The organism is Weissella paramesenteroides ATCC 33313, assembly GCF_000160575.1.
In the GTDB taxonomy this organism is placed as follows: Bacteria; Bacillota; Bacilli; order Lactobacillales; family Lactobacillaceae; genus Weissella; species Weissella paramesenteroides.
On the sequence record NZ_GG697129.1, the window covers coordinates 467,055 to 482,021 of the forward strand.

Genomic DNA, 14,967 nt, shown 5'->3' on the forward strand with positions numbered 1-14,967 from the left:
CTTTATTTTATATTAGTTTAGGAATTAGTTCAGAAGTCTCTATCACTCCGCGACTTCACCCGCCTGAGCTGGATTTTCTTTCTTCAACATAAATACAGCAACGATTGTTACCAAAGCGACTAATGCAGCTAAGATGAAATATGTCGTATGGAATCCCACGCTATCATAAAGATCACCGGCAACTGTAGAGAAAATAAATAACGATATCTGTTTAGCAAAATTGAACGCCAAAGCATAAATGGTTGCGTATAATCTTAAATCAAATGCTCCGGCAATATACTTCATTGTTGAGACTAAGAAGAGTGGCATTTCAAATGATGCAAGTAGACGAACAAATGTTAAGAACCAGAAATTAGGAGCAATTGCGCTTAACGTAATACGTAGAAAAGTAAGCACACCATAAGCAATCAATCCATTCTTAGCACCAATTTTATTAATTATCCAAGGCATTGGAATCATTAATAGGGCTTCTAACGCAATTTGTGTCGTTAGTAGGCGGCTGTAGGCTACGGTACCAGCTGCAGCACTCGTGAAGAATGTTTGATAAAATACCGGGAACTGTTGATCAAACACATCATAAATTGCTGATGTTCCCATAAAGAAAATACTTAATATCCAGAAATTTTTAATTTTAAAAATAGATAAAATAGTTTTGGCATTTAATGGTGCTGAACTTGCTCCTTCTGCCGCATCTGCATTAGCAAAATTAATCCGATCACCAAAGATTACCAAGCAAGTCAAAATAATACCAGCAAGTGAGCAAATCCAGAAAACCAAAAATGGATTTTTAACAAACACCAATCCTGCCACGAACGATGCCAGTGCACCACCAATTGATCCTCCCATACGGGCATGACCATATTCAAAGCCATTGGCTAAGCTTGCGCGTTCCACATAAGATTCAATAACTGCCACACCACCATTAAGTACATAAGCTAATGCGAAGCCACCAATAATCGCCCCTAATAATGAACTAAAATGAAGTAATGGTATGAATAACCATTGGAAAAATGGGCCAATGAGGATAGCAGCAATTGTTATTGATAATAGCAACGTCTTTTTAAAGACCAATTTATCCGAAATTATACCAAATACTGGTTGATAAAATAATGAGGCAAATGCCAAAAATGAAAAAACAAATCCGGCTTGGCCACCACTCAAATCGGCTTCTTGTTTTAACCAAAGTACCAAGAAACCTTGTACAATTTGCCAAATAAAGAAATAACTGACATCAGTTCCAAAAAAACTCCAAAAGTGCTTTTTTTGTGTATTTTGTGTTTGATCCATGATCTACACCTTTCTTTCGTTAAAGGAAATTACTCAATGTTAAACGGTACTGGCTTACCAAATGTTGGAAATCCCTCATCATCCCAAGTAAATGGTTGCACCATCGTGTGGCGGTTAGGGTCATATAATGGATCCCCTTTTATATCTAAGTAGTTGCGGACGTGATACACTAACAAATCAGTTTCGCCATCTTCCGCAACGGTAAATGAATTATGTCCTGGGCCATACAAGCCGTTCGCCATATCCGATTGGAAAATCGCATGATCAAGCTTGTGCCATTTGTTTGCGTCTAGTACATCGTCATTTTCATCGATCCACAACATTCCCATGGCATAATTTTCATCAGTCGCCGATCCAGAGAAAGTAATAAATATTTTCCCATTACGTTGCAGAACTGCTGGTCCTTCATTTACTGAAAAAATCTTTGTTTCCCAATCAAACTCTGGTTTTGAAAGCATAGCCGGCTTGGTTTTAAGGGTCCACGGATTACTCATTTCAGCAATATAAAGATTAGAATTTCCTGCAATGGCTTTGTCCTTTTGTGCCCAAACATAATACAACTTGTCATTATGAGTAAAAGTTGTTGCATCTAGGCTAAAGCTATCTTTGTCAGTGATAATTTGTCCCTTTTCGTGCCAAACTTCTTCACCAACCATTGGGTCAGCACTATCACATGCAATACAGTACATGCGATGTGTAAACATACCTAATTCATCTAATGCTGTTGTATCTGTCGCAGCAAAGTAGATGTACCATTTATCATTGATGTAATGTATTTCTGGTGCCCAAATCAATTGGCTCATCTCACCATGATCATGTTTACGCCAAACCGTCCTTGGCATTGCATGGGCTAAACCATTAATTGTTTTCGCACGGCGAATTTCAATTAAATTATAAGCAGGAACAGAGGCTGTAAAATAATAATAACCATCCGTATGTTTATAAATATATGGATCAGCTCGCTGAATAATTAACGGGTTGATATAACTGTCAGTCATTTTCATACCACCTTTTTAAATTTGTGATTTATTTCTCAACACGTTTATTTTAAATCATAATGCAAGCGCTTTCAATACATTTTTGTTAATCTTTTCAACGAATTTTATGATATAAATAACTATTATGTTATTTTAAATAGGTTAAATAACGCTGATTGTTTATCTAAAAACAACTATTATGTTACTATTAAATTAATAAGAAACATTTTTGTTATCTAAGGAGATTGTCAATGCAACTAGATATTTCTGATAATTCATTACCTGTTTATAAAGCCCTTGCAAATCCAATGCGCTTAAAAATTATCCAAATTTTATCTCATGAAAAACTCAATGTTAGGGATATTGCTGCTCATCTTGGTATTAGTACAACCATCACACTTAAACATCTGCAAATTTTAGCCGATGCTGGTATTATTGCTTTTGAAAAAGATGGTCATAACAAAATTTCCATGTTGAAAGTAGATAATATATCAGTTAGATTCCCTGAACGAATTTATCCATCTTTCGATATTCACGAAACTAATATTCCCGTGGGTCATTATACTGACTTCTCTGTCGAACCATCTTGTGGTTTAGCAGGACCAGATGATTATATCGGCAAAGTAGATAATCCTGCCTATTTTATGGATCCACAACGAATTGATGCTGGTATGATCTGGTTTTCTAACGGTTTTGTTGAATATCAGTCTCCTAATTTTTTATCCAAAAATGAACATCTTGAAATGTTAGATCTAGCTATCGAGTTAGGATCTGAATTCCCGTTTTCTAATAATGTCTGGCCATCAGATATTACGTTTTACATTAATGATGTTGAGATTGGTACTTGGACAAGTCCCGGTGATTTTTCTGATACACGTGGTAAATACACACCTGATTGGGTACCTGACAACGTTAATCAATATGGTATCCAAAAAATTCTCCGAATCACCGACCATGGGACATACCTAGACGGCCAACCCTTCACCCCTATTTCTTTATCTGACATTGATATTTCTAGGCAAACATTCAAAATTCGTTTCGCAATAAAAGCTGATGCTGAAAACCAAGGTGGTTGCACCCTATTTGGCAAAGGTTTTGGTAATTATGACCAAGATATCAATTTAAAACTTTTCTATAGTTAATAAAGTGAAAACAAAGAGAGCAAAACACAAGTTGTTTTGAAACCGGTATGACACGTGATTTTCATCATTTTTGGCCATAGCAAAGCGGAGAGCCAGAATCACCTAATTGTTGTTACAGCAAGGTTTTAGGATTTTGGAACACGTTTATGCTATCAAACTTTCATGCTGATAATTAATACATTTTTAGCAAAAAAGAAGTTGGAACAAATTCTTTTGTCCCAACTTCTTTGCTTTATATCATATCTATGAGTTTGTTGTTGAGCCACCTTTATAACGTAACAGGCAAGTATATACCAAGGATGCATACTTGTCTTTTTTCCCATTTATTACCAATGGGTGGTTGCTTAGTTGATAGTGGTAAGTCTTGGTTACATCAACTGCTTGATTTTTTTGCGATATATTCTTAATAACAATTCGATAATTACCAGGTTGAATATTTTTATGCAAGCGATAGACATAACCCGCACGATACATTTGATATCGTCGCTGTGTTTGCTTATTCTCTAGAACTACATGAACCCTCGAACCCGCATGAATTTGCACTGAAAAGTAATTTGCATGGCCATTCAAATCAACATCTTCTGTCATTTGCTTACCAGGTATCAACATAAACGGCTTTGCTTGGTATTGCGCTGATAATTGACTTCGCTGTGCCGAAATGACCATATTTTTTGGATGCTCAAGGCTCAATCCGATTGCAAATCCTAAACTAACGAAACACAATGTTATCAATGACGGTACCGCAAGTACCTGCAAATTGGTAAATAATCGTTTCCTATCTGTTTCAGGTACTGGAATTGCTGCCAACGTGAACCAAATTAATGGTAAGATTACCTGGCCATAACGCGTTTCTGTCTCCCAAAGCAACGTATGAAATGCTAGATATCCTAACGATGCAACTACGGCAAGGACAGCAACGACCTGTTGACTATTCTTAAAGTCTGGTCGCCATGATAGCAAGCGCAAAATCAAGGTAAACCAAAGTGCTATCGTCGCAGCAGTATAACTCAGAATAACAATAACCTTAATTGGTTGTGCCATTTGCTGATACCAATTGGGCGCACTACGATAACCACCGTTATACCAGTCCTGAATATCTCGAACATTAAGTAAAATACCTAGCTTTACCACCCATAATTTAACCGTGCCACCAACACCTAATTTTTCAAATCGCTTCGGAATCTCCTTTAGATCATATTGTTGGCGTACTTTTTTATCGGGTTGCTGAACTGCTCGGTGTACATCCTTACCATTATACATCCCCTTATGTTGCGCATTTGCTCCCATCAAAATCCAATGACTGACCGGAAATTCATATTTTGTTTCAGTATGAAAATGGCTGGCTTGATAAATACCATGGGTTGCTGGCACACTTAGTCCAAATCCAAATATAATCAGCACTGTTGGTAGTAACAATTTACTTTGTTTCAGCAACTTCTTATACCACAAAATAAACACAATAATCATTAATGCTGGGACTAATACAATAATATTTGATTTGATCAGCATCCCCAATGTGCTAATAAATACTAATCCAATACCTGTGACCAGATGGTGTTTTTGAGATTTGCCCGGCCATTGCATCATTATGCGCATGATAAGCAATAATATCAGCATGCTTGGTAAATCTGAATAAAATACCTGCAAGTAATAGGTATAAGCAAATGGTGTCAGAACAAAAAAGGCCGTTGCACCAATCAATAAGCTTTTACGATGACTTAACTGCCAAATCGTCCACAATGATAAAACAATAAATACATCCAGCACGAGGATACTCAATGTATGAATAGCTACATTTGCACTTAAATGAAATAACTGCGTTAATTGCAACCAGAGAGACATTAAATATGCTAAGGGGACATTATTTGCATAACGCCAAAAATAAGTAATCCCCCATGTCATATGACCCGCTGCCATTTGATCAGCTTGTGATAAGACACGATAAGGATCATGGTATACTGTGTTCGGCATAACTGATAATATAACGATTTGCCCAATGAACATGGCAATTAAGCCAATACCCACAATCCATTTGACACGTTTGACTGATAGTTGGTTAATACCGCCCGCAAAAATATGTGCCGTCAAGAACAAAATTAAGGTAACAACTAGTACCGCAATCCCTGAATATCTTATCAAATTCCCAAGTGTGCCAATAATTAAACAAATAACCAACACAACTGAGAAAAACATTGGGTAAATTTTATGTTTCATTATTTCCCCTTTTTATTAGTCCTACTCAATAATCGTTTGAATTGTATAACGTGGTCGACCCTTTACTTCATTGATCACTTTACCAATATATTCGCCAATAACCCCTAAGCTAATCATTTGAATCCCACTCACAAACCATAACGAGACCATCAGGGATGACCATCCATGATCCGTCAATCCTAAAATTTTCATCACAATAGCGTATATGACCATCCCAATTGAAAGGAAGCAAGCAAGGACGCCAAGACATAAAATTAAACGGACAGGCGCAATCGTCAAGCTTGTAATACCTTCCCATGCGAATGATAACATTTTTTTCAATGGATATTTAGACTCACCCGCTAATCGTGGGGTACGTTTATAGTCTACTTCACCCGTCTTAAAGCCTAATTTTGGAATAATACCTCTAATAAAAAAATTACGTTCTGGATAAGACAATAAAGTATTCACAGCTCGCTTAGACATTAATCGGAAGTCAGCATGATTCGGTACTAATTCAACTCCTAATACGTGCAATGTCCAGTAATATCCCTGCGCGGTTGTCCGCTTGAACCAAGTATCGGACTCACGGTTATTTCTTACGCCATAGACGATTTCGTCGCCGTCCATCGCCATAGAGACCATGTCTAATATTTTTTCAGGATCATCCTGTAAATCAGCATCGATTGTCACCAGAAAGTCAGCTGTTTTAACGGCTTCTTGCAATCCTGCCAACAAAGCTGCTTGATGGCCAAAATTACGGGAAAATTGTAGTCCACGAACACGTGGGTTTTCCTTATGCAATTTTTCTACCAATGACCAGGTTTGATCCGTTGAGCCATCATCAACGATGACAATATCAGCACGCATCCCCAACATATCGGCATGTTGCTCGGCAACTTGATCTTCAATAGCTAACAATCGATGAACTGAATTCACTAAAATTTCTGATTCATTGAAAGCTGGTATAATGATCGTTAACTTTTGTATTTTCATAATGATTTCATCCTTTCTGGCAGAAAACGCTGAATGAAGGTTTTTATTGGTACTTCATATGCAGCGCACAACAACCAATAGCCTGTCGCTAAAATTACACTGGCCAGCACATCTGATCCAAAATGATCACGCAAGTAAACTCTCGATACAGCCACGAAGCCAATCCAAACAATCCCAATCAATCTAACAACTAATTTATTTTCCTCATCATGAATTTTCGGTAGTAATAAACTTAAAACCGATAAGACCAAAATCGTTGTACAAAATGTATGCCCACTAGGGAAACTAAACCCTGTATCTGGTACTAATTGATTAATTGGTCGTGGACAAGCAACCACTTGCTTAACTATTTCAGTAATGGCAGATCCAGCTAATTGAATGCCACCCAGCCAAAGGCTTGTTATGACTTGCTTTTTAAAAAACAACCAAACACATAACAAAGCCGTTAAAATAATGACTGTTAATGGACTACCTAAAAACGTAACGATGTTAAAAATTGCTGTATTCAAAGGAAGGTAAGCATTTGCCATCAACTGTGTTACTGACGAATCAAATACATTCACCCAATCTGAATTAAATGCCACGCTAACGGCCAGAATAATAAAAATAACTAATAATCCTGAACCGAAAAGTTTTTCCAGTCTATTCGTCATCAGCTACACCCCCTCGATTACGGATTGCCATAATGAGCGCTGGTAACAATGAAATAACGATGATTGCGATCATAATCAATTCAAAATGCGCTTTAACAATGGCAATATTACCAAAGAAATAGCCTGCACCAACTGCAACTGCCACCCATGTCACACCACCTAAAATGTTATACTTCGCAAAATCACGATATTTCATGTGGCTAACACCCGCTGTAAACGGGATGATGGTTCTAATAATTGGTATAAACCGTCCTAAAAAGATGGCTGGCTTACCATGGCGAGCAAAAAAGATTTCTGATTGTCTTAAATATTTTGGCTTAATAAACCGACGTAATCTCTCATTACGCATAATGTATGCGCCAAAATGTTCACCAATTTCAAAATTCAAAGAATCACCAATGACCGCAGCGATACTAAGCGCTAGCAACAGTATCCAAACATTCAAGGAATGATTGCTCATTGCGGCAAGTGAACCACATAAGAACAATAGCGAATCACCTGGTAAAAAGGGCAATATCACAATACCGGTTTCAATAAAAATCAATGCAAATAGACCAATATAAATCAAACTACCATATTGGCTAATTAAACCTGGCAAAAGTTGATTTAAATTTGGTACCAGGCTTGTAATTAAAAAGACAGACATATACCTTCTCCTTTAAGTCTAACTAACTCAGTTATCAATATTTAAAGGATAAACAACTTTGGTGCAGCGTCCTATCTACAGAAAATAAATCAAAAATGAATTTTTTTCAGATTTAGTCAGTTAAACACCACTAACACAACATCTATTTCTGAATAAAATTCATATTTATCGATTGCACAAAAAAAGTTTCTCAAAAAATTGAGAAACTTTTTATCAATTATCATGTGGTATGCGCAGGTATCGTCAATATAAAAACACTGCCTTGTGGATGATTATCTTTAACTTGAATGGTCCCGCCCATCAATTTAATCAGTTGATCTGCAATTGCCAACCCTAATCCGGTCCCCTTTACCGAACCACGAACTTCTGCACTACGATAAAACCGTTCAAAGATATGTGCTTTATCTTCATTACTGATACCTTGGCCTTGATCTTTAATCGTAATGACATAATTCTCCTGTGCATTTGTTTCAAGTTGGATTTCAATCGTACTATCTTCAGGTGAATATTTTGATGCATTCGTCAGCAAACTATTTAAAATTTGATCAATCGCATTTGCATTCCCAACCATATGTACATCTGGTTTAATGGTCATTATAAACTTCTGTGGGAACGTGTTATTAAGACTTTGAACGGTATTTGCAATCATGTTACTTAAATCAATATCGTGCACATCCAATACCAACTGATCTGCCCGTGACAATGCCAGTAATTCATCAATCAATTGTTGCATTTGTCGTGATTCATCTGTGATATAGCGCACAGATTTCTCAATAATTTCCGGATGATCCTTACCGTGACGTTCAATCAATTGCGCATGACTTCTGATTGTCGCAATCGGCGTTCGTAACTCATGTGCTGCATTCATCACAAATAACTTTTGTTGTTCTTGTCGCTTGTTAAGCATCACCAATAACTCATTGAAATTCGTTGCTAAATCGGTAACCTCTGTTGGCTGTTCAGGAACTGGCAACCTCATTGAACCTGGTTCTTCGGCAGACGCAATAATTTTTGTATTCTGTGAAAGATTGACTATAGGATCTGTTAGATGTTTTGTTAAACGGCGAATATATAATGGCATAATGATTAGTGTTACGCCTAAAAGGATTGCTGTTACTAAAATCACGCGTAATAATATTTCAAGCTGCGAATGCATACTTTGCCAAAGCGTGTAGTAAATGCCCTTGGCGTGTGCTACACGATGATATAAAAAGCCAAAATCTGGTCGATAGTAGAGATGTGAAATAAACGGTATTTTGATCGGTTTAATCTGTAAAATATGCTCTGTATTTGGCGAAAAATAGCGTGCATTGTCATCGTCCTTTTGTAAATTATGTATATAAACAAAACTGGCACTAGTATCCAATGTGTTATTACGACGCCATTCCTGCCAATCATCATCACCATCAATATATGTTTTTTCCAGACTAGTGGTAATTTGGTTGGTCGTCTGATGAACTTCTTCCAGTAGTTGGTGGCCAACGGCAATAATAATGCACACACCTAAGGAAACGGTCAATATCGTCACCATTGTAATTAAGTTACGTAGCATAATCGATGAACTCGATTGCTGTCGTTTTCTACGATTTGTCATCGGCTTTACCTATCTTGTACATTTTGTGACAACATGTAACCAACACCACGTACAGTATGAATTAATTTTTGATTACTTGGATCAGCATCAATTTTTGATCGTAAATTTCTAACGTAAACATCTAAAATATTGGGTTGCCCTTCAAAATCAACCCCCCAGACTTCATCCAACAATCCATCACGAGAACAAGCCTCATCTTCGTTCATAACAAGGACGACAAGTAATTCATACTCTCGCTGCGTTAATGGAATAATTTTATTATGACGGGACACCCGCTTTGTGGTTGTATCAACTGTTAAATCACCAACTGTATATATTTTGGCCTGATGATCTGTTTTTTGACTATGTCTTAAACTAACTTCAATTCGGGCCAATAATTCTTCTACTTCAAAAGGTTTGGTCATATAGTCATCTGCACCACCAGTCAAACCGGCTACCTTATCACCAATATAATCACGGGCGGTTAACATAATCACTGGCATTTGACTATGTTTCCTAATTCTTCGTAACACACTGAATCCATCTAGTTTTGGTAACATCCAATCTAAAATAATCAAATTTAATTCCTGTTCGTGCTCATGGAATAAATCCAATGCTTCTTGACCATCCTTTGCCCAAATTACAACCATATCTTCCAATTCGAGTTCCGTCTTTAAAGAATCTGCTAGTCCTTCCTCATCTTCAACCAGTAAAATTTTTGTTTTCACGATTTGCCTCCAATTATATTAGTCAACACAAGCGTTATTTTTGTATTATAGTACGCCCTGTTCTAAAACACATGACATAAATGCTGATACCAAATTATTTACTTTTTAAAAAGATAAACTAAACGAGTTAAGTATGCCACTAGACAAAAATAAATGAAAACTAAATTTTTTTCAGATTTATCGACTATAAGGTAATTCTTAACTTCATATGTTAACATGCGTTATGGTCTGGGAGTGTCAATTCTTAGTTTGACAGAAAGGAGTCAACATTGAAATTTTTAAAAGGTATCATTTTAATCGTTGTCGCTGTTTTTGTCTATAACTGGGCTAAAACGCCAACTGTTAGTCAACAAATTAACAATCAACTAGTCACTTTAACAACTGATTTAAAAACCTGGTCAGAAAAAATTCCTTTCTTAGTTGATAGTAAAACCGAGACGCATTCTGACTCTCAGAGTTCAACATCAACTGACAATTCTGGCCTAGAGTCTATCGTTATCAATAAGAAATTATCAAATACATACACCTACTATTTTGATAATAACGTTCCATCAGAAACTCGCCAAATATTCTTACAGGCAATTGCTGTGTACAATCAGACGGGTATCGTTAAACTAACTGCTGAAAAACAAAACGAATCAAAAAACACTTTACGCCTTGGCATTTACAATAAAACAGCCAGTGATGCCAACAATATGCAAGAACTAGGCATCGGTGGGCCAAAAATTTATTCACAATATGGTCTAATTAGATCTGATTACAACCATGGTAAAGCGACACTTAACACTGCTTACCCAGCAAGGCTCTCTGCCGCTATTCATGAAATTGGCCATGCGCTTGGGCTAGATCACACCCAAAATAAAGACTCCGTGATGTATCCTGTTGATCAAGGTAAAACAACCTTATCTGCACAAGATGTGGCCAATCTGAAAAAAATTTATCAATAATATAACTAACAGTGGGTTATATTATTGTTTCACATGGAACATACATGATAAAAAAGCTGAGGCGTAAATGCCCCAGCTTTTTTTGAATACTACCCATTTATCCACCTGTCACATAAACGGTTTCACCTGTCACATAAGTCGCATCCGCCGAAGCTAAATACACATAGGCGCCTGCAACTTCTACTGGCTGACCTGGTCGACCCATTGCTGTATTTTTACCAAGCTCAGGAATCTTTTCTTGTGGTTGCCCACCTGCAATCTGTAAAGGTGTCCAAATTGGTCCAGGTGCCACACAGTTTACACGAATATGTCTCGGTGCCAGTTGTTTTGCCAAGCTCTCAGTTATATTACGAATAGCTGCTTTGGTACTGGCATAATCAACTAAATATGGCAGAGGCTTCTTAGCTTGTACTGAGCTTGTTGTAATAATGCTACCATTTTCATTCAGATGTGGTAATGCTGCCTTAATTAACCAAATGATGCTAAAAACATTCGTTGTATAGGTATCAACTAATTGATCTGTTGATAAATCTTCAATATTGAATACAGCATGTTGCTTACCTGCTACGAGTACCAAAATATCAAAATCACCAAAAAAGGATACCGCATGTGCAACCAATTCTTGACTAAAAGATTCCTCTCTAAGATCACCAGGCACTAGTAAAATACGACGGCCCAATTTGTTCACACTCTCTTTAACATCTTGCGCATCGGACTCTTCCTCTGGCAAATAATTTAAAACGACATCAGCACCTTCATGAGCATATGCAATCGCCACTGACCGACCAATTCCTGAATCACCACCTGTAATCAATGCCCTTTTATCCTGCAAGCGATTATGACCAATATAGCTCTTACTACCATCATCTGGAATGGGAATCATCTTGCTTTGTAACCCTGATCCAGATTGTTCTTGTTTAGGCAAGTCATTTCGTCCACTATCAGTTTCATTCATACCTTTTGTCATCGGCAAACCTCCTGACAAATATTCTGAAAAATAAGCAACATTATTTTTTTCTTAATCACTAATTATATGCACCTTATCATTTTCAATATCAAACATCAAAATTTCGGATTTTACAAGCTGAAATAGTTAGTTTGCATAATGCTGAATAATGTTATTTAAAGCTTCTGCACTGCCAATGTCATTTCTATCGTAATAACTTTTAAATCTGTCATCTCCAACATACATTTCACCAATTCCCTTGTGGATGTCTGATGAATAATTGGGTAATGTGTAACTCAACCATTGTTTGTGCAGATTAAATATTTCTTGTGCTAATTCATTATTAACATCTACCTGTGTAAGATATATTTTTAGTTTATGAAAAAGTAATTCTTCCGTTGATTTCATATCTTCTAAATCAACTTCTGTTAATTGCAAAAATTTCCTGTTAGCTGCTTTAACTTCATCTTCACCATATTTTTCTCGAATTTCTTCACCATACTGTTGCTCATTTTCTAAAATCTGTTTTTCTTTAAATGCTGTAAATTTCTCTGTATCTGCCAATTTTATTTCTCCCCGATAATATTTCATTGTCTTTTCTATACTCGCTATTAAATTTTCAATCCGTACTTTTTTCATCAGAAGTTTTTGATAATGTTCTGTCAAAGCACGTTCGACACTGAAATTTGGTTGATCTAAAATCAATTTAATATCTTCTAATTTTATGTTTAATTCTCGGTAGAATAAGATTTGTTGTAGTCTATTAATTTCTTTTTCACCGTAAAATCGATAACCAGACTCATTAGTTTGTGCCGGTTTTAATAGCGAAATTTCATCATAATATCGTAAAGTGCGAGTACTAACGCCCGATATTTCAGCTATTTTTTTAATCGTATATAACATATGTTATTCCCTTCCTTTCATCATAAATACATGATAAGGGTTAACGTAACGTGAAGGTCAACTAAAAAAGGTTGGAACATCTTCTTTTGTCCCAACCTCTAGCTTCAAAATATTTTCAATTATTCAATCGAAGTACCACGAGTTTCTTTACCCATAGCCAAAATCACAATAATCGCAATAACCAAAGCAACACTGAAAATACTAAATATATGTGCAAATGTAAAATGTAAACTCAAAAAGAAACCAATTGATAGTGGTCCTAAAATACCACCTAAACGACCAAATCCTTCAGCAGCACCATTAGCTGTTGCTCTAATAGATGTTGGATATAATTCAGGCGAGTAAGCATACATAGCTCCCCAAGCGCCTAGATTGAAAAATGATAGTAGCATCCCCGATATCATAATCATCGTTAAACTAGACGAAAAGCCAAATACTGTTGCAAAAATTGCCGTTCCTGCTAAAAATGAAGCAATCACTGGCTTGCGACCCCACTTTTCAACTAACCAAGCCGAAGTAAAGTATCCTGGCAATTGCGCTAGTGTCATAATCACAACATACCCAAAACTATTGACCATGCTAAATCCCTTACCGACTAACACACTTGGTAGCCATAGGAAAATACCATAATAAGAAAACATAATCATAAACCAGGCAATCCAAAGCATAATCGTTTGTTGACGATGTTCTTTATGGAACAATTGCGCTAATTTTTCACCAATTGATGCCTTAGAACTTTGTGAAAGATTGTTTTTCTGACGATCACTAGGTAAATGACGTCGCAGAACTAACACATAAAATGCTGTCAGCGCTGAAACAACTAATGTTATTCGCCAACCAAATTTTGGCATGACAAAGTAAGCTAACAAACTAGCAATTAACCAGCCAATGGCCCAGAAACTTTCCAATAGTACAATAATCCGACCACGTCGCTCTTTAGGTACGCTTTCTGATACAAGCGTGGATGCAACTGGTAGTTCACCACCTAATCCAACACCAACAAAAAAACGTAAAATAATAAAACTAACAAATCCCACTGTTAAAGCAGATAATCCTGTCGCAATTGAAAAAATCAATAATGTTGCCATTAACATCATCTTACGACCCTTTTGATCTGCTAAAGCCCCAAATGTTAAGGCACCAACTGCAAGGCCAATCGAATTAACTGATCCAATCCAACCAACTTGTACCGAAGATAGTTGCCATTCTTGTTGAATCGCAACCAAAATAAATGATAATAAACCAACATCCATGGCATCAAATAGCCATGCCAACCCCGTAACTGTTAACAGTTTCCGTATCTTACTCATAACGTTCCACAATACTGATTAATGTACAACCAGTCTACTCCCATCTAGGTGTCTTGACACCTTTCAATGGTTAAATCATAGCAACGTGGGGGTGTCTTGTCAACCTAACTAATTTTCATATAAGATGTGTAATTTTCTCAAAGCTGTTTTTGCTTTTTCTAAATCCGCAACTTCTGCATATTCAATTTTGTGCATATGTAGCCCATTTGTTAGTGTAGATAGTGGTTCACCACTCGTTTGTTTCAAATGATGGATAAATTGCTTCACATCAGCATTAGTTTGAATCGCTAATTCACCCTTTAACAATCCATAAACCGGATGATCTACTTGCACATCTGCCACAATGACCCCTGCATCAACTAAGGCAGTAAGTTCTTGTTCAATTTGATCAGCTGTATGTTGTACAACCAAAATCGTATGATGTGGTTGGTTCATTTGATATCGATATCCTTGTGGCGTTGCAATGATTTGCTCGCCTCTTGCTCGCAACAAAGCAATATCACCCACGATCGTCTGGCGTGAAACATTAAATTGTTTGGCAAATTTATTTGCACTAATAACTGTATCAGGATTACTTAGCGCTGCTTTAATTGCTTCCTGTCGTTGAATACCAGTCATGTCTTTACCCCTTTAATTCTTAATCTCTTACGTATAAATATAACCCGA

14 protein-coding genes are annotated in these 14,967 nt (G+C 36.7%); 2 read left to right on the top strand and 12 right to left on the bottom strand.

Annotated elements, in window-relative coordinates:
• Positions 1 to 42: 42 nt before the first annotated feature.
• Both HMPREF0877_RS05180 and HMPREF0877_RS05185 read right to left on the bottom strand, forming a co-directional pair.
• The gene (locus tag HMPREF0877_RS05180) at positions 43 to 1,287 is read right to left on the bottom strand and encodes an oligosaccharide MFS transporter (RefSeq protein WP_002828199.1); all 1,245 of its coding nucleotides are present in this window, start codon (positions 1,285 to 1,287) and stop codon (positions 43 to 45) included.
• Between the two features lie 29 nt (positions 1,288 to 1,316).
• Positions 1,317 to 2,291, bottom strand: coding sequence for a glycoside hydrolase family 43 protein (locus HMPREF0877_RS05185; protein ID WP_002828200.1), 975 nt, complete (start codon positions 2,289 to 2,291; stop codon positions 1,317 to 1,319).
• Between the two features lie 224 nt (positions 2,292 to 2,515).
• Between HMPREF0877_RS05185 and HMPREF0877_RS05190 the strand changes: the two genes are divergently transcribed.
• The gene (locus tag HMPREF0877_RS05190; protein ID WP_002828201.1) at positions 2,516 to 3,406 is read left to right on the top strand and encodes an ArsR/SmtB family transcription factor; all 891 of its coding nucleotides are present in this window, start codon (positions 2,516 to 2,518) and stop codon (positions 3,404 to 3,406) included.
• Between the two features lie 243 nt (positions 3,407 to 3,649).
• On the opposite strand, the gene HMPREF0877_RS05195 is transcribed toward HMPREF0877_RS05190, so the two are convergent.
• From HMPREF0877_RS05195 to HMPREF0877_RS05220, 6 genes are all read right to left on the bottom strand, one after another.
• Positions 3,650 to 5,620 carry a hypothetical protein gene (locus tag HMPREF0877_RS05195; RefSeq protein ID WP_002828202.1) on the bottom strand — a complete coding sequence of 657 codons (1,971 nt, stop codon included), beginning with the start codon at positions 5,618 to 5,620 and terminating at the stop codon, positions 3,650 to 3,652.
• A gap of 21 nt (positions 5,621 to 5,641) precedes the next feature.
• Positions 5,642 to 6,595: a glycosyltransferase family 2 protein gene (locus tag HMPREF0877_RS05200; RefSeq protein WP_002828203.1), complete on the bottom strand. Its 954-nt coding sequence runs from the start codon at positions 6,593 to 6,595 to the stop codon at positions 5,642 to 5,644.
• A complete protein-coding gene (locus HMPREF0877_RS05205; RefSeq protein WP_002828204.1) occupies positions 6,592 to 7,248 on the bottom strand; it encodes a phosphatase PAP2 family protein in 657 nt (218 codons plus the stop codon). The genes HMPREF0877_RS05200 and HMPREF0877_RS05205 overlap by 4 nt, the downstream gene beginning before the upstream one ends.
• On the bottom strand, positions 7,238 to 7,894 hold the full coding sequence (locus HMPREF0877_RS05210) for a VTT domain-containing protein (RefSeq protein ID WP_002828205.1): 657 nt from the start codon (positions 7,892 to 7,894) through the stop codon (positions 7,238 to 7,240). The genes HMPREF0877_RS05205 and HMPREF0877_RS05210 overlap by 11 nt, the downstream gene beginning before the upstream one ends.
• A gap of 220 nt (positions 7,895 to 8,114) precedes the next feature.
• Positions 8,115 to 9,488 carry a sensor histidine kinase gene (locus tag HMPREF0877_RS05215; RefSeq protein ID WP_040760644.1) on the bottom strand — a complete coding sequence of 458 codons (1,374 nt, stop codon included), beginning with the start codon at positions 9,486 to 9,488 and terminating at the stop codon, positions 8,115 to 8,117.
• Between the two features lie 5 nt (positions 9,489 to 9,493).
• Entirely contained in the window at positions 9,494 to 10,195 is a 702-nt protein-coding gene (locus HMPREF0877_RS05220; RefSeq protein WP_002828207.1) for a response regulator transcription factor, read from the bottom strand.
• A gap of 269 nt (positions 10,196 to 10,464) precedes the next feature.
• On the opposite strand from HMPREF0877_RS05220, the gene HMPREF0877_RS05225 reads away from it, so the two are divergent.
• Positions 10,465 to 11,142 (top strand): matrixin family metalloprotease, encoded by a 678-nt coding sequence (locus HMPREF0877_RS05225; RefSeq protein ID WP_002828208.1) that lies wholly within the window; start codon positions 10,465 to 10,467, stop codon positions 11,140 to 11,142.
• A gap of 97 nt (positions 11,143 to 11,239) precedes the next feature.
• On the opposite strand, the gene HMPREF0877_RS05230 is transcribed toward HMPREF0877_RS05225, so the two are convergent.
• From HMPREF0877_RS05230 to HMPREF0877_RS05245, 4 genes are all read right to left on the bottom strand, one after another.
• Complete coding sequence (locus HMPREF0877_RS05230) at positions 11,240 to 12,109, bottom strand: SDR family oxidoreductase (protein WP_002828209.1); 870 nt, start codon at positions 12,107 to 12,109, stop codon at positions 11,240 to 11,242.
• Positions 12,110 to 12,235: 126 nt separating this feature from the next.
• A complete protein-coding gene (locus HMPREF0877_RS05235) occupies positions 12,236 to 12,991 on the bottom strand; it encodes a MerR family transcriptional regulator (RefSeq protein WP_002828211.1) in 756 nt (251 codons plus the stop codon).
• A 119-nt stretch (positions 12,992 to 13,110) separates the two neighbouring features.
• Complete coding sequence (locus HMPREF0877_RS05240; RefSeq protein WP_002828212.1) at positions 13,111 to 14,301, bottom strand: MFS transporter; 1,191 nt, start codon at positions 14,299 to 14,301, stop codon at positions 13,111 to 13,113.
• 108 nt (positions 14,302 to 14,409) lie between these two features.
• On the bottom strand, positions 14,410 to 14,919 hold the full coding sequence (locus HMPREF0877_RS05245) for a transcription repressor NadR (protein WP_002828213.1): 510 nt from the start codon (positions 14,917 to 14,919) through the stop codon (positions 14,410 to 14,412).
• Positions 14,920 to 14,967 lie beyond the last annotated feature (48 nt).